The sequence below is a fragment of the Streptomyces sp. NBC_01808 genome (assembly GCF_035917395.1).
Classification (GTDB): domain Bacteria; phylum Actinomycetota; class Actinomycetes; order Streptomycetales; family Streptomycetaceae; genus Streptomyces.
In genome coordinates, this window is the sequence record NZ_CP109072.1 from 2988506 (window position 1) to 3003820 (window position 15315).

At 72.2% G+C, this 15315-nt stretch carries 11 protein-coding genes and 1 riboswitch; of the genes, 4 read left to right on the plus strand and 7 right to left on the minus strand.

Translation table 11 applies throughout. The features are described 5' to 3' along the window. The first annotated feature begins 91 nt into the window (after nucleotides 1–91). Complete coding sequence (locus OG946_RS12695) at nucleotides 92–1123, plus strand: glycosyltransferase family 2 protein (protein WP_326796217.1); 1032 nt, start codon at nucleotides 92–94, stop codon at nucleotides 1121–1123. Between the two features lie 66 nt (nucleotides 1124–1189). Here the strand turns inward: OG946_RS12695 and OG946_RS12700 are convergent, their stop codons facing one another. The 4 genes from OG946_RS12700 to OG946_RS12715 all read right to left on the minus strand — a co-directional run bounded on the left by OG946_RS12700 (nucleotide 1190) and on the right by OG946_RS12715 (nucleotide 7200). After that, entirely contained in the window at nucleotides 1190–2935 is a 1746-nt protein-coding gene (locus tag OG946_RS12700) for an LCP family protein (RefSeq protein WP_326796218.1), read from the minus strand. Between the two features lie 51 nt (nucleotides 2936–2986). Beyond that, complete coding sequence (locus OG946_RS12705; RefSeq protein ID WP_442814337.1) at nucleotides 2987–4915, minus strand: LCP family protein; 1929 nt, start codon at nucleotides 4913–4915, stop codon at nucleotides 2987–2989. Between the two features lie 221 nt (nucleotides 4916–5136). Further along, nucleotides 5137–6300, minus strand: a complete 1164-nt coding sequence (locus tag OG946_RS12710) for an LCP family protein (protein WP_326796220.1) — start codon at nucleotides 6298–6300, stop codon at nucleotides 5137–5139. Nucleotides 6301–6456: 156 nt separating this feature from the next. After that, nucleotides 6457–7200, minus strand: coding sequence for a TIGR03089 family protein (locus tag OG946_RS12715; protein ID WP_326796221.1), 744 nt, complete (start codon nucleotides 7198–7200; stop codon nucleotides 6457–6459). A gap of 82 nt (nucleotides 7201–7282) precedes the next feature. Here OG946_RS12715 and OG946_RS12720 point away from each other — a divergent pair, with 82 nt between their 5' ends. Continuing rightward, the gene (locus OG946_RS12720) at nucleotides 7283–8590 is read left to right on the plus strand and encodes a peptidoglycan recognition protein family protein (RefSeq protein WP_326796222.1); all 1308 of its coding nucleotides are present in this window, start codon (nucleotides 7283–7285) and stop codon (nucleotides 8588–8590) included. 126 nt (nucleotides 8591–8716) lie between these two features. Further along, nucleotides 8717–9655, plus strand: a complete 939-nt coding sequence (locus tag OG946_RS12725) for a DNA-3-methyladenine glycosylase family protein (RefSeq protein ID WP_326796223.1) — start codon at nucleotides 8717–8719, stop codon at nucleotides 9653–9655. A gap of 37 nt (nucleotides 9656–9692) precedes the next feature. Here OG946_RS12725 and OG946_RS12730 read toward each other — a convergent pair whose 3' ends face one another. Continuing rightward, complete coding sequence (locus OG946_RS12730) at nucleotides 9693–10862, minus strand: acyl-CoA dehydrogenase family protein (protein WP_326796224.1); 1170 nt, start codon at nucleotides 10860–10862, stop codon at nucleotides 9693–9695. 95 nt (nucleotides 10863–10957) lie between these two features. Continuing rightward, on the minus strand, nucleotides 10958–12298 hold the full coding sequence (locus OG946_RS12735; RefSeq protein WP_326796225.1) for an LCP family protein: 1341 nt from the start codon (nucleotides 12296–12298) through the stop codon (nucleotides 10958–10960). A gap of 100 nt (nucleotides 12299–12398) precedes the next feature. Between OG946_RS12735 and OG946_RS12740 the strand changes: the two genes are divergently transcribed. Further along, on the plus strand, nucleotides 12399–13739 hold the full coding sequence (locus OG946_RS12740) for a UDP-glucose dehydrogenase family protein (protein ID WP_326796226.1): 1341 nt from the start codon (nucleotides 12399–12401) through the stop codon (nucleotides 13737–13739). An 85-nt stretch (nucleotides 13740–13824) separates the two neighbouring features. Here the strand turns inward: OG946_RS12740 and OG946_RS12745 are convergent, their stop codons facing one another. Next, nucleotides 13825–15039, minus strand: a complete 1215-nt coding sequence (locus OG946_RS12745; protein ID WP_326796227.1) for a transglycosylase family protein — start codon at nucleotides 15037–15039, stop codon at nucleotides 13825–13827. Nucleotides 15040–15042: 3 nt separating this feature from the next. Then, a riboswitch (cyclic di-AMP (ydaO/yuaA leader) is annotated at nucleotides 15043–15235 on the minus strand. Nucleotides 15236–15315: the final 80 nt, after the last annotated feature.

Sequence of the window (15315 nt, forward strand, 5' to 3'; positions counted from 1 at the left end):
CGCCGTCCTTCCCCGCACACGCCGTCCGTACGCTTAACGCCACCCTGCGGGCACGCCCCGATCCCCCGTTCGCGGTAACCTGAGCGGCGCCATGAACGACTTTGCGACTCCCCCCGCGGTCTCCGTGATCATGCCGGTGCTCAACGAGGAGCGGCACCTCCGTGAGGCGGTGCGGCACATCCTGGAGCAGGACTACGAGGGCGAGCTGGAGGTCGTCATCGCCCTCGGCCCGTCCACGGACGGCACCGACGCCATCGCCGCCGAGCTGGTCCGCGAGACCGCCGACGGCGCCCGGACCAGGGTGCAGACGGTGCCGAACCCCACGGGCCGTACGCCCGCCGGGCTCAACGCCGCCATCGCGGCCTCCTCGCACCCCGTCGTCGTCCGCGTCGACGGCCACGGCATGCTCTCCCCCGGCTACGTCTCCACCGCCGTCCGGCTGCTGGCCGAGACCGGCGCGCAGAACGTCGGCGGCATCATGCACGCCGAGGGCGAGACGAGCTGGGAGCAGGCCGTCGCCGCGGCGATGACCGCGCGCATCGGGGTAGGCAACGCCGCGTTCCACACCGGCGGCGAGGCGGGGCCCGCGGACACCGTGTACCTCGGCGTCTTCCGCCGGGAGGCGCTGGAGCAGCAGGGCGGGTACAACGAGGAGTTCATCCGCGCGCAGGACTGGGAGCTGAACTTCCGGATCCGCTCGGCCGGCGGGGCGGTCTGGTTCTCGCCGGAGCTGAAGGTCTCGTACCGGCCGCGGCCGAACCTGCGGGCGCTGGCCAAGCAGTACAAGGACTACGGCCGCTGGCGCCGCGTCGTCGCCCGGTACCACAAGGGCTCGATCAACCCGCGCTATCTCGCGCCGCCCGCCGCCCTCGCCGGGATCGTCGCGGGCGTGCTGGTCACCCCGCTGACGCCGCTGGGGCTGGCGATTCCGCTCGCGTACGCCGTGGGGATCGCGGCCGGCTCGGTGCCCGCGGGGCGCGGTCTGCCGGTACGCGCGCGACTGCAGATCCCGGTGGCGCTGGCCACGATGCACATGTCGTGGGGCTGGGGGTTCCTCACCAGCCCGCGGTCGCTGGCGCAGAAGGTGATCGCCAGCCGCCGCCCCGCGGTCACGGCGGGCTGACCTCCGGCTGCCTTCCCCACGGACTTCCGTACGGCCCCGCCCGCACGCGCGAGCGGGGTCGCGGCGTCACCAGGTGTAGGACGGATTGACGTCCATGCACGCCTTCTTGTCACTGCCCGCCAGCGGGTTGGAGCTCTCCGGCGCCTTCTCAGGACCCGCCTCCTCGCCGCCGTCGGCGGCGTCGCCGCCCGCGTCCGGCGGGTAGGCGTCGCCCTCCCGCCAGTCGGCGCCGACCACCAGCGTCACCCCGTCGACGCCGCTGGACTCCTTCACCGCCCGGTCGGGCAGCCCGATCGCCTTGGCCACCGCCAGGGCGTTCGCGTGCTGCTCCTCGGTCGCGTACGAGATGGTGGTGTCCGCCTGCGACTTGGGGGTGGCGTCGGTGGCGGCCTGGGTGAAGCCGTCGGTGGCGAGCACCTCGGCGATATCGCCGGCCCGCCCGGTGACCGGGGCGTACATCGTGGTGCCCGTGCCGTTCTGGACGAGGACGGGGATGTCCGCCTTCGGCTCGGCCTGGGCGACGAGGTCGTCCGGCTTCTTCTTCTTGGGCTTGTCCTTGCCGTCGAAGGCGACATCGTTGCGGATCATGGACCAGATCTGCGACGCGTCCTGCTCGTTGGGCACGACGTGCGCGTTGTTCTGGGGGTCCGGCACCCACGGCATCGTGGTCATGGTGATGCGCTCGGGCGGCACCCGCTTGATGTCGTTCCCGAGGTCGTAGAGCTTCTTCAGGTCCCCCAGGCCGTCGTCGACGTGGAGCGCGTTGGTCGCCGCCTCGGCGAGGCGGCGCAGCTTGCCGGGGTCGGAGAGCTTGGCGCCCTCCTTGAGCTGGCGGGCCATCGAGTTCATGTACTGGTGCTGGGCGTGCGTACGCCCGATGTCGCTGCCGTCCTCGAAGCCGTGCCGGGTACGCAGCCACTGCAGCGCCTGCTCGCCCTTGATGGTCGTCTCGCCCTCTTCGAGGCGCAGCCCGGAGTCATCGTCGTAGACGTTGTCCCGTACGCAGACGGGGACGCCGCCGACCGCGTCGGCCATGCTCACCACCCCGGCGAAGTCGATCATCATGAAGTGGTCGATGGAGACGCCGGTCATGGCCTCCCAGGCGGCGACGGTGCAGCCGGGACCGCCGTGCTGGAGGCTGGTGTTGATGGTCTGGGTGGTGGTCTCCGGGTAGACCGTGCCGTCGTCGGGGTCGGTGCACTCGGGGATCGTCACCCGGGTGTCGCGCGGGACGCTGACGACGGACATGTTGCTGCGGTCCGCGGAGACGTGGAGCAGCATCTGCACGTCGGCGAGCGGCTTGCGGCCGCGGTCGGCGCGGGAGCCGCCGAGGCGGACGTTCTCGTCGGAGTTCCGGCTGTCGGACCCCAGGAGCAGAATGTCCAGCGGGGTCTGGCCCTCCGCGTTGGGCTGCTTCTCGTCGAGCTTGTTCTTGCCGAGGTTGAGGGGGTCCTTCTCCAGGTTGTTGTTCAGGTCGCGGTAGTAGAGATAGCCCGCGGCCGCGGTGCCGAGTATGAGGAACGCGACGATGCCGAAGAACCAGCGGGCGATACGCGCCCCGCGGCGGCGCCGCGGCGGCGGTCCGCCGTCGCCGGGGCCCTCCGCGTGGCTCTCGGAGCGGGCCTCGGGGCCCGGTCCTTCGTGGGCGTCGTCGTGGTGCGGGCCGTGGTCGCCGGTGTGACGCGCGTAGCCACGCTGCCGCGGCATGCCTGGCGCGCCCGCGTCTTCGTACAGAGAGTCGTCCCAGCCGAGCTCGCCGGCTCTGTCGGGGCGACCGTCTGCTCCGCTACCGCGGACGTTGCTGCGGCGCATGGGGCCTCCTGGTCGATCGCGGACGTGCGGTGTCCAGTCCGCACGTACGCCTCACTTCGCACAGACGTTCTTGTCTCCGGCCTTGACGTTCTGCACCCCGTCCGGCGCCTTGTCGGGCGCCTCGACCGGGGTGCCCGGCGCGGCGAAGTCCTCGCCGAGCGTGAGCGTCATGGTTCCCTCGGCCCCTGCGTTCTCCCCCGTCTTCTTCATGGCCGACTTCGGCAGCCCCATCATGTCGGCGAGCCGCGCGGCCTGTTCGGCCTGGTCAGGACCGTACTCAAGCCGGGTCTCCGGCTGGAGATCCGGCGTGTTGCCGGCCTCGGCGGCGTAGCCCGCGCCCTCGTCGAGAAGCCACCCGGCGGTGGCCGACGCCATGCCGGACTCCCCACCGCCGTTGACGACGTCGACCCTCACCTCCCCGGGCTCCGACTTCTTCACCGGCTTGCCCTTCTTGCCCTTCTTCGCCCCGTCGAACGGCTTGTCCGCGGCCAGTAGCTTGAAGAGCGGCTTCGCCTTGGCCTCATCCATGACGACTGTTGCTTCGTCCTCAGGGTTGTCCAGGACGGGCAAAGTCGCGAAAGTAATGTCGTCCTGGGGGACCTTCTTGAGGTCGTTGGCCAGGTCCATGAGCTTCTTCGCACTGCCGATGCCGGAGTCGACGGTGAGCGCCTTGGTGGCGGCGTCGGCCAGGTCGTACATCTTCTTCGGGTTGCTCAGCGAGCCGCCGGACTTCATCTTGCGGATGAGCGAGCTGAGGAACTGCTGCTGGAGCTCGATCCGGCTCAGGTCGCTGCCGAACCCGACCGAGTAGCGGGTGCGGACGAAGGCGAGCGCCTCCTCGCCCTCGATCGTGTGCCGGCCGGCGGGGAGGTTGAGCTTCGACTTGGGGTCGTCGATGTCCTCGGCGAGGCACACCTCGACGCCGCCGACCGCGCTGGACAGGTCCTTGACGGCGTTGAAGTCCGCGAGGATGAAGTGGTTGACGTCGAGCCCGGTCAGTTGCTCGACGGTCTTCCAGGTGCAGCCCGGGTCGCGGCCGAACTGGCCGAGGCTCTCGTTGAACTTGGTCTCGTACGTCCCCGGGATGGTCTTCCAGCTCCCGTCCTCCTGCTTGGTCTTGCAGTCCGGGATGTCGGTGATCATGTCCCGCGGGATGCTCATCGCGGTGGCGTTCGTGCGGTCCTCGGAGACGTGGAACAGCAGGGTGGTGTCGGCGTGGCCGGGGCTGTTCATGTCGCCGTAGCCGTCGTTGCCCTTGCCGGTGCGCTTGTCCGTGCCCATCACGAGGATGTTGACGGGGCCGTCGATGACCGCCGCGTGATCCTCGCCGGCGACCTCGACCTTGTCTATGTTCCCGTTGAGCTTGCGGTAGATGAGGAACGCCGCGGTGCCGACGGCGAAGAGCACGACCGCGAGGCCGCCGGCGACCCAGATCAGCGCCTTCTTCTTCTTGCTCTTACGGGGCTTGGGACGGCGGCGGCTGCGCGGCCCGCCCCCGTCCGGTCCGGAGCCCGTACCGGAGCCGCCCGCGCCGCCGGAGCCGCCCGCCGCGCCGCGGCGGCGCTGGGACGGCAGGCGGGGCTCCTGGAGGCTCTCGGGGGCTTCCGCGGGCGACGCGTGGGCCTGATGCCTGCCGCCGGGCCGGGGCGGGCCGCCGGGCTGCGGCGGGCCGGGGGGCGGCTGCGGGCCGGGGGGCGGCTGCGCGTGCGGCGGTTGCGCGTGCTGCGGGCCCGGGGCCTGGCCGTGCGGGGGCTGCCCGCTCTGCTGCGGGATGTACTGCTGCGGCTGCTGCGGCGGGCCGCCGTACCCGTGCGTGGCGTGACCGTGCGGCCCCGGTGCGTGTTGGCCGTGGGGCTGGGGGCCCTGTCTGCCCGGGATCTGCGGGTCGAGACGCAGCTCGTAGCTGCCAGTCTCGGGATTGAACACCCACTGATCTGCGGGGTCGACCTCGCCGGCGTGTCCACGGCCTCGCCCATCCACGGTCGCTTGGGTCCCTCACATCGCTCGGTCAGCGCCTCCCCCTGCCGGCGCCGGTCTTCCTGCCATACGCTCGACGACCGCCTATCAGGCGGCCGGTCGGCTCACACTAGCCGCCTCTTTCGACGACTGGCGACGTCCGTGACAAATTCCACGCACTCGTAACAGGACATCCCACGCATCCCCTCCATACACCGTGCCCCCCTTGTGCGCGTTGATCCGCTCTATCGGCAGATGTCATCCACAGGGGTTGTCCCCTTGTATACGGACGGCGCGCCGGAGTCCCGTTTCTGCTTGGCTTTCCTGCCTTCGGAGACGAAGCGCACGACGCTGTCGGTTCTCAGTGCGCCGAACAATTCGCGCGCCGCCGGCTGCGCCAGTTCGTCGCGGTTGGAGTCCAGGCGGTACGGGCGGCGCGGCACGGTCATGAAGTGCACGCGCTCTTTGGGCACGTCACGGACGACGCGTACGAGGTCGTACAGCTCGGTGAGCGACGACAGCTCCTCGTTGGCGGTGAGCGCGGAAGTCACCGCGTCCACCAGCGGGGCCAGCCGCAGCGGGTTGAACAGCACGCCGTTGCTCTGCACCTTGTTGACGAGCGAGGCCATGAACTCCTGCTGCCGCGACATGCGTTGGGTGTCGCTGCCGCCGTCGAGGGACTTGCGTGCCCGTACGTAGCCGAGCGCCTGCTCTCCGTCGAGCACCTGGCGGCCCTTGGGCAGCCGAAGCCTGGCCGATTTGTCATGCATCGCCGCCGGCAGGCATACCTCCACGCCGTCCACGGCGTCCACGACTTCCTTGAAGCCCTGGAAGTCGGCGATGACGTGGTGGTCGACGCGCACACCGACGAGCTTCTCCACCACGCGGATCGTGCAGGCGGCGCCGCCGTAGGCGAAGCTGAAGTTGAACTGGTTGACCTGCTTGCCGCTCGTCCCGCCGCCGGGGCGGCGGCAGTCGGGGATCTTGACCATGAGGTCGCGCGGGATGCTCACGGCGGTGACGCTGTCGCGGTCGCCGGCGAGGTGCAGGAGCACGGCGGTGTCGGAGCGCTCCACGCCGGTGTCGTGGCCGTAGCGCTCGCTGCCCGCGCGGGAGTCGGAGCCGAGGACGAGGATGTTGGTGGCCCCGCCGGCGGCGGGCGCGGGGCGGTCCTTCTCGTGGCGCTGCAGCTCGCGGGCGGTGGCGGAGTCGACGGTGATGTTGCTGTCGAAGCGCTGGTAGAAATACCAGCCGACACCGGAGAGGGCGAGGACGAAGAGGGCCAGGCCGAGGCCGACGCGGCGGGCGAGGACGCGGCGGCGGCTCTTGGGACGGGGGCGGCGGGGCGGCGGGGGGTCTGCCTGGTACGGGGATGTGCCCTCCCGCGGGCCGGTCTCGTCTGCGCCCATCCCTCACACTCACTCGGCCGTTGTCCACGTGTGCAGACGGCCGAGCACCCCCGGGTCGTACGGCCCGCCGCATTCGGTACATCGCATCACGAATGAGGCGCTACGTCCGATAACTTCGCCCGCGCGCGTCGCTCGGGGGCGGCGGCGCGGGCCGCGTCACGAGACGCGCTCGTCGGCCCTGCGCTTCTCCTGCTGCTCGGAGGTGAGCCGGTCCAGGTACGGGCAGAGCACGACCCCCGCGCCGGCGGCCAGGGGGGCGTAGAGGCCCGCGGAGAGCCCTTCCCACGTGTCGTACCCGAGCGTCGAGAGCGTGCGGGAGCCCGGCGCGAGCGCGCGCGACTCCGCGTCCGCGCGGGCCCGGTCGACCAGCTCGGCGGCGGTGAACCGGGCGCCGGGTGCTTCGAGCGCCGGCGCGTCCGGGTCGGCGGGGCCGTACGGCTGGAAGCGGTCGCCCTGCCCCGGCACCTCCACGGCGTAGTCGAGGAAGCCGTCCGGCGGCTGCGGGAAGCGGGCGCCGAGCGGGCGCAGGCTGAGGGCGACCCGCTCACCGGTGCAGGCGCGGGCCTGCTCCAGCGCGTCGGGACCGCTGACAACGAGGTCGGCGGCGGCCGGGTCCGGGTCGGCGGGCACCGCGGTGACGCCGGTCGCGGCGCAGGCCAGCAGCCAGACGGCGGTCTGCCAGTGGGCGGGCAGGAGCAGCGCGAGCCGGTCGCCGGGTTCGGCGGCGAGGTCGCCCTGGAGGAGGTTCGCGGTCTTGGCCACCCAGTTGGCGAAGGTGGCGACGGACAGTTCGACGCGCTCGCCGGTGGTGTCGTCGTAGTACGTGACCAGGGGGCGGGCCGGGTCAGCGGCGAGGGCGGCGTCGAGGAGGGCGGCGGGGGTGGCGGCGGTGGGGTTCATCGCCGTCAGGTTACGCCGTCGCGTTACTCCGTCCGGCGGGGGCAAATGGACAGCGGTGGGGGGCATGGAAAGGATGCGTCATATGTACGCATATTCTTCTTCGGTCGTTGCGATATCCGCCGCCGCGCTGCTCGCTCCGCTGACGCCGCTCGCGGCGCCGCCCGCTTCGGCGGGCGTGGTCCCTCGGGCGGAACAGGTCGAGCGGGCCGGCGGCCGTACGCAGTCGCTGCCGCTCGCACCGTTCGGCTCGTCCTCGCGCGGGCCCGGGGCGGGCACGATGGGCCTGTCGAAGCCGGACGCGGGGCCGTTCACCATGGTCGGCGTCGTCTGGAAGGACCCGGAGGCGGAGCTGGACGGGCGCGTGCAGGTACGCGCCAGGTCGGCGGAGACGGGCCGCTGGTCCGGCTGGCAGGACCTGGACGCCCACGCCGCGGACGCGCCCGACCCGGGGCCCGGCGCGGAGTCCGGCGGCGAGGCCGGTAACGGGGGCCGTGGCGGCACGGTGGCCCGGCGCGGGGGCACGGCGCCGCTGTGGGTGGGTGACTCGACGGGGGTCGAGGTCCGCGTCGTACCCGCGCGGTCGCGCTCAGGGGACGCAGCGGGGGCGGCGGGGCTGCCGCGGGGGCTGACCGCCGAGTTGATCGACCCGGGCGGGGCGGGGGCCGGAACGGACAAGGTGCGAGCGGCCGGCACCGCGGCCGCGGGCCGACTCGCCGCCCAGACCAAGGCCGCGTCCGAAGCGGACGCCGTCCGCCTCAACCCCGCCCTGCCCGCCGCCCGGCCGTTCGTCGGCCCGCGGCCGAAGATCGTCACGCGCAAGGGGTGGGGCGCGGACGAGAGCAAGCGGGCGAAGGGGTACCGGTACACGAAGACCGTGAACATCGCCTTCGTCCACCACTCGGCGACGGGCAACAACTACCGCTGCACCGAGGCACCCGGCCTGATCCGCGGCATATACCGCTACCACACCCAGAGTCTGAACTGGGCAGACGTCGGCTACAACTTCCTGGTCGACAAGTGCGGCCGCGTCTACGAGGGCAGGGCCGGGGGCGTCACGCGCGCGGTCCTGGGGGCGCACACGTACGGCTTCAACCACAACAGCACGGGCATCGCCGTCCTCGGCAACTATGACTCGGCGGCGCCGTCCAAGGCCGCGGTCAACGCGGTGTCGCGGCTGACAGCGTGGAAGCTGGGCCTGTTCGGCAAGAACCCGAAGAGCAAGCAGACGAAGGTGTCGGGCGGCGGCAAGTACACCAGCGGGACGCGGGTCAGGCTGAACGTCATCTCGGGGCACCGGGACGGCTTCGCGACGGACTGCCCGGGGGTGCGGCTGTACGACAGGCTGGGCGCGGCGAGGGCGAGTTCGGCGTCGTACCAGGGCCGCCGCTGAGAAGAGGGGCGCGCCGGTCGCCGGCGGCGCGCCCGCGGTCCGCGCGGGCGAGGCGCCGCGGCGCGGGCAACTCCCGGCGCCGGCCGCCGCCGTGGCTGTCGGTGGCGGAGGCTAGAGTCGTGCGACGTGCCCGCCGCCCCCGACCACCGCGCCCGTACCCGGACCTGGGCACCCCCGGGTCCGTACGACCTGTGGCGCACCCTGGGCGTGCTGCGGCGGGGGCCCGGCGATCCGGCGTTCCGCGTCGCGGACGGCGCGGTCTGGCGGGCGAGCCACACCCCCGCGGGCCCCGGCACGCTGCGCGTCGCCCCGGCGGGCGGGGCGGTCGCCGCCGAGGCGTGGGGCCCGGGCGCGGAGTGGCTGCTGGACGGCCTCCCGGCGCTGCTGGGCGCGGAGGACGATCCGGAGCCGTTCACGCCGCGCCACCGCGTCGTCCACGAGGCCCGCCGCCGCCACCCGGGCCTGCGCCTGATCCGCACCGGTGTGGTGCTGGAGTCGCTGATCCCCTCGGTGCTGGAGCAGAAGGTCACCACGGACGAGGCGTACCGCTCCTGGCGCCTGCTGCTGTACCGCTACGGCACCGAGGCCCCGGGTCCTGCCGGGACGGAGCTGCGGATGCGGGTGATGCCGGACGCGCGCGGCTGGGCGATGATCCCGTCCTGGGAGTGGCACCGCGCGGGCGTCGACGGCAAGCGCGCGGCGACGATCGTACGAGCCGTCCGCCGCGCCCGCGCCCTCCAGGCGGCGGCGGACATGGACCTCGAAGCCGCCACCCGCCGCCTCACCGCCATCCCGGGCATCGGCCCCTGGACGGCGGCGGAAACCCTCCAGCGCGTCATCGGCGCGGCCGACGCGGTCACGGTCGGCGACCTGCACCTGCCCCGCATCGTGGGCCACACCCTGGTTCGCGAACGCGACGCGGACGACGAGCGCATGCTCGAACTGCTCGCCCCGTACGAAGCCGCGGGCCAGCGCCACCGCGCCACGCGCTACATCTGCCTCCTGGGCCGCATGCCCCCGCGCCGCAAACCCAAGGCGGCCATCCCGGACATAGCCCGCCTCTGACCCCGCCGCGCGCGGCGGGGCCGGGCGTCGCCCCGTATCAGGGCAGGTTGCGGGCCATGACGATGCGCTGGACCTGGTTCGTGCCCTCGTAGATCTGCGTGATCTTGGCGTCGCGCATCATGCGTTCCACCGGGTAGTCGCGCGTGTAGCCGTAGCCGCCGAGGAGCTGGACCGCGTCCGTCGTCGCCTCCATCGCCGTGTCGGAGGCGAAGCACTTGGCCGCGGCGCCCTGGAAGGTGAGGTCCGCGTCGCCGCGTTCGGACTTGGCGGCGGCGGCGTAGGTCAACTGGCGGGCGGCCTCGATCTTCATGGCCATGTCGGCGAGCATGAACTGGACGCCCTGGAAGTCCGCGACCGGCTTGCCGAACTGTTTGCGTTCACGGACGTAGCCCTTGGCGTAGTCCAGGGCGCCCTGGGCGATGCCGAGGGCCTGGGCGGCGATGGTGATGCGGGTGTGGTCGAGGGTCTTCATCGCGGTGGCGAAGCCCGTGCCCTCGGCGCCGATCATGCGGTCCGCGGGGATGCGGACGTTGTCGAGGTAGACCTCGCGGGTGGGGGAGCCCTTGATGCCGAGCTTCTTCTCCGGGGCGCCGAAGGAGACGCCCTCGTCGGACTTCTCGACGACGAAGGCGGAGATGCCCTTGGAGCGCTTCTCCGGGTCGGTGACGGCCATCACCGTGTAGTACTCGGAGATGCCCGCGTTGGTGATCCAGCGCTTGACGCCGTTGAGGACGTAAGAGTCGCCGTCCCGTACCGCGCGGGTCTTCATGCCGGCCGCGTCGGAGCCGGCCTCGGGCTCGGAGAGGCAGTACGAGAACATCGCCTCGCCGCGCGCCAGCGGCGTCAGGTACTTCGCCTTCAGCTCCTCCGAGGCGGAGAGCATCAGGGGCAGCGAGCCCAGCTTGTTGACGGCCGGGATGAGGGAGGACGAGGCGCAGACGCGGGCGATCTCCTCGATGACGATGACCGTCGCCAGCGCGTCCGCGCCCGCGCCGCCGTACGCCTCGGGGACGTGGACGGCGTGCAGGTCGTTGGTGACGAGCGCGTCCAGCGCCTCCTGCGGGAAGCGCGCCTCCTCGTCCACCTCGGCCGCGAAGGGCTCGATCTTCGCCTCGGCGAGCGAGCGTACGGCGTCGCGGAGCATGTCGTGCTCCTCGGCCGGGCGGTACAGGTCGAATTCGGGCGCTCCTGCCAAGGCTCTCTCCATTCCCGCACATGCTAATTACCGTTAAGTAGTTCTGATGGTATGCCGTGCGCGGCGAGCGGACCTACGTGACGTTGGCGACAGGGGCGCGGCCCGGCTCAGGGTGCCGTGCCGCCCAGGCGGTCGGTCGGGTACTTCTCGACGTACTGCGCCATGGTGTCGTTCCGCATGGCCTCCCACAGGGGATCGCCCGCCTTGTCGTCCAGCAGCACCACCGACTGGCCCTCGATCATGTCGAGGCCCGCGACCGGTGCGTTCATGAACACCAGGTCGCCGGAGCGCACCCCCTTCATGTCCCACATCAGGTCGCGCATCGCGCCGTCCGAGAACCGGTCGTCGACGCTGACCGTGGCGGTCACCGCGTCCAGCAGGCGCTTGACCTTGAGCGGGTTGGAGAAGTTGTCCGAGGACATCGTCTCGGTGATGACGGCGCGCAGGAAGTTCTGCTGCCGCTGGGTGCGGTCGAGGTCGCCCCGGGGCAGGCCGTGGCGTTCGCGTACGTAGTCGAGGGCGGTCTTGCCGTCCATGTGGTGGGTGCCGGCGGTCCACTCGCCGCCGCCGTTGCGGCGCGGGGTGGTCTCGTCGATGGTGATGTCCACGCCGCCGACGGCGTCGGTGAGCCGCTTGAAGCCGCTCCAGTCGATCACCGCGAGGTGGTCGATCTCGACCTTCGTCATGCGCTGCACGGTGTCGATGAGCAGCGGGGGGCCGCCGTAGGAGAAGGCCGCGTTGAGCTTGGCGTCGCCCTTGCCGGGGATGTTCACCCAGGAGTCGCGGGGCAGGGAGACGACGTAGCCGCCGTCGCGGCCCTCGGGGAGGTGGACGAGCATCATCGTGTCGCTGCGCTGCGCGCCCGGCTTCCAGGTGTGCTCCCCGGCGCCGTCGCCGGTGAGCGGGAGGTCGGAGCGGGCGTCGACGCCGACGAGAAGGTACGTTTCGCCGCCCTTGGACGGCGCCGGCCGGTGCTTTTCCGGCACGTTCGTCGGGAAGGCGTTCGGGATGCGGTCGACGCGTCCCGTGTAGTGCTCGTACGCCCACCAGAGGCCGCCGGCGACCATGAGCACGCCGGCGAAGAGCATGATCACGGCGCCGAGGAGCACCTTGCGGCCGCGGCGCATGCGGCGGCGGGGCGCGGCGTGGGAGGGGGCGCCGGCGGGGTCTTCGGGGTCGTCCGGGCCGGCCGGGTCGACGGGGCCGGTCGCCGGATCGGCCGCCGGGTCTGCAAGCGGGTCACGGCCGTCGGGTCCCTTGGGCCCGTCCCCCGCTGCACCCGGCGCTCCCGGTGCCCCCTGCGCGCCCGGCGCGAACGCCGCGTCCACGTACGCCGCGTGCGCCGCCGTCGACGTGTCCCCGGCGTACGGCGCCTCCGGTTCGCGGGCGCGCGGCGTACCGGGCTCGTCGGTTCCGCTGCCCGCTCCGTCCAGATGCTGCCTCGCCACGGTCCCACTCCTTTTCGTGCACGGTCATGAGTCAGACTCCGCACCCGGGCCCATGGTTGCCCAGGTGGGTGTGTCGGAGCCCGCCGTTATGCTCGGGACCATGACCTTGAAGATCACCGTGATCGGCACCGGCTACCTCGGGGCCACGCACGCCGCCGCGATGGCCGAGCTGGGCTTCGACGTGCTCGGCCTCGACGTGGTCGAGGAAAAGGTCGAGCTGCTGTCCACCGGCAGGGTGCCGATGTACGAGCCGGGCCTGGAAGACCTGCTGCGCACGCACGTCTCCGGGGTCGAGGGCTCGTCCGGCCGGCTGCGTTTCACGACGTCGTACGCGGAGGCGGCGGCCTTCGGCGACGTGCACTTCGTCTGTGTCAACACGCCGCAGAAGCAGGGCGAGTACGGCTGCGACATGAGCTACGTCGACGCCGCGATCGACACCCTGGCGCCCCTCCTCGACCGCCCCTGTCTGGTGGTCGGGAAGTCGACGGTGCCGGTGGGCTCCGCGGCCCGGCTGGCGCGCCGGCTGGCCGAGCTGGCCCCGGCGGGCGAGCAGGCCGAGCTGGCGTGGAACCCGGAGTTCCTGCGCGAGGGCTTCGCCGTCGAGGACACCCTGCGCCCCGACCGTATCGTCGTGGGCGTGGCGAGCGACCGCGCCGAGAAGGTGCTGCGCGAGGTGTACGCCGCGCCGCTGGACTCCGGCACGCCGTTCGTGGTCGCCGACTACCCCACCGCCGAGCTGGTGAAGACGGCCGCCAACTCCTTCCTCGCCACGAAGATCTCGTTCATCAACGCCATGGCCGAAATCTGCGAGGCCGCGGGCGGCGACGTCGTCAAGCTGGCCGAGGCGATCGGCTACGACGACCGGATCGGCAAGAAGTTCCTGCGCGCCGGGATCGGCTTCGGCGGCGGCTGCCTGCCCAAGGACATCCGCGCGTTCATGGCCCGCGCCGGCGAACTCGGCGTCGACCAGGCGCTGACGTTCCTCCGCGAGGTCGACTCGATCAACATGCGCCGCCGCGCCCACATGGTCGAACTCGCCCGCGAAGCCTGTGGCGGGACCTTCCTGGGCCGCCGGATCGCCGTCCTGGGCGCCGCGTTCAAGCCCGACTCCGACGACGTGCGCGACTCCCCCGCGCTCAACGTCGCCGGGCAGATCCACCTCCAGGGCGGCCAGATCACCGTCTACGACCCGAAGGGCATGGACAACGCCCGCCGCGTCTTCCCCACCCTGCGCTACGCCGAGTCGGCGGAGGACGCGCTGCGCGGCGCCGACCTCGTGCTGCACCTCACCGAGTGGCCCGAGTTCCGCGCCCTCGACGCCGGGCAGCTCGCGCACGTCGTCTCCCGGCCGCATCTGATCGACGGCCGGAACACGCTCGACCCGGTGCCGTGGCGCGCCGCGGGCTGGACGTTCCGCGCGATGGGCCGCCCGGCGGCGTAGCGCACGCCGGGGCGGCTCCGGGACGCCGGACACGGCGAACCCCCCGTTCCGCCGGAAACGGGGGGCTGCGCCGTGCGGGGGACCCTCAGATGGAGACGCCGTTGTCGCGCAGGTACGCGACCGGGTCGACGTCCGAACCGTAGTCCGGGCTGGTGCGCACCTCGAAGTGCAGGTGCGGCCCGGTGGAGTTGCCGGTGGAGCCGGAGAGACCGATCTGGTCGCCGGCGCCCACGCTCTGGCCCACGCTCACCGAGGTGGACGACAGGTGGGCGTACTGGCTGTAGCGGCCGTCGTCGTGCTTGATCACGACGGCGATGCCGTACGCGCCGCCGTCGGCGCCGTTGCCGGCCTTGACGACGGTGCCGGAGGTGACGGCCTTGACCGGGGTGCCGGTGCCGGCGGAGAAGTCGACACCGGTGTGGTAACCGCTGGACCACGAGCCGCCCGCGGCCCGGTACGCGGTGGAGAGACCCGCGTCGACCGGGGCGGAGAACCCGCCCGCAGGAGCGGCCTCGGCGGACTGCTCCTCCTGCTGCGGCTCCTCGGCCGCCAGCTTCTCCTCCTGCGCGGAGGACGGCTGGGCCGACGTGGTCTCCGGCTCGTCCAGGGTGACCTCTTCGCCGCCGTCGAACTCGTACTCCTGACCGGGGAAGATCAGGTCCGGGTCGTCGCCGATGACGTCCTTGTTGCCCTCGTAGATCGTCTGCCAACCGCCCGCGATGCCGTGCTTGCGCGCAATGTCCCACAGGGTGTCACCGGAGACGACGGTGTAGTTGCCGGCCTTCTCGTACTTCTTCTCCGGCGCCTTCTCCTGCTTCGGGGCCTCGTCCTTGGCGGCCTGCTCGGCGGGCTGCCCGGACTCGGTCTGCGCCTCGGGCTCGCTCTTCTCGCCACCGCCGGTGGAGAGGTCCGGGGCGGGGCCGCCCTGGGTGAGCCCGGCCTGCACCGAGCAGACCGGCCAGGCGCCGGGGCCCTGCGAGGCGAGGACCTTCTCGGCGATCTCGATCTGCTGCTCCTTGGTGGCCTGGTCGGCGCGCGGCGCGTACTGCGTGCCGCCGTAGCCCTCCCAGGTGCTCTGCACGAACTGCAGGCCGCCGTAGAAGCCGTTGCCGGTGTCGATGCTCCAGTCGCCGCCGCTCTCGCACTGGGCCACGCGGTCCCAGGTGTCGACGGAGGCGGCCTGGGCGTGGCCGCCGGCGATGAGCGGAATGGCGACGCCGGCGCTGCCGGCGGTGACGATGAGGGCCCTGCTGCCCCGGGCTATCCGGCCCAGGCGACGGTGACGTCCGCGTGCGGACATGGACATGCTCCTCTCCGACGCCTGCGAGGTGAGCTGTCGGGTTCGAGCTGGAGATGCCCGGCCATGCGGAGCATGGCTTCACCCCAAGCCTCCCCGCGCTTGCGCGCGGTGCGGCACTTACCTGGGTCCCCCGCTCCTGCCGTGAAAGCTCAAGTGCCTGCCCGTCGCCGCCGACAGGATTCGGCGTTACGGCGACGAGGTACCCGCATCGGTGGCGCGAGCACGGCGAGCACCGTAATCACACAGCCGAAAACAGAACAAGCTGCGAACCGTCAT

Bases quoted from the DNA above. Each gene is read 5' to 3' on its own strand.
- OG946_RS12695 (WP_326796217.1), top strand. From the start codon at position 92: ATGAACGACTTTGCGACTCCCCCCGCGGTCTCCGTGATCATGCCGGTG.
- OG946_RS12700 (WP_326796218.1), bottom strand. From the start codon at position 2,935: ATGCGCCGCAGCAACGTCCGCGGTAGCGGAGCAGACGGTCGCCCCGAC.
- OG946_RS12710 (WP_326796220.1), bottom strand. From the start codon at position 6,300: ATGGGCGCAGACGAGACCGGCCCGCGGGAGGGCACATCCCCGTACCAG.
- OG946_RS12715 (WP_326796221.1), bottom strand. From the start codon at position 7,200: ATGAACCCCACCGCCGCCACCCCCGCCGCCCTCCTCGACGCCGCCCTC.
- OG946_RS12720 (WP_326796222.1), top strand. From the start codon at position 7,283: ATGTACGCATATTCTTCTTCGGTCGTTGCGATATCCGCCGCCGCGCTG.
- OG946_RS12730 (WP_326796224.1), bottom strand. From the start codon at position 10,862: ATGGAGAGAGCCTTGGCAGGAGCGCCCGAATTCGACCTGTACCGCCCG.
- OG946_RS12740 (WP_326796226.1), top strand. From the start codon at position 12,399: ATGACCTTGAAGATCACCGTGATCGGCACCGGCTACCTCGGGGCCACG.
- OG946_RS12745 (WP_326796227.1), bottom strand. From the start codon at position 15,039: ATGTCCGCACGCGGACGTCACCGTCGCCTGGGCCGGATAGCCCGGGGC.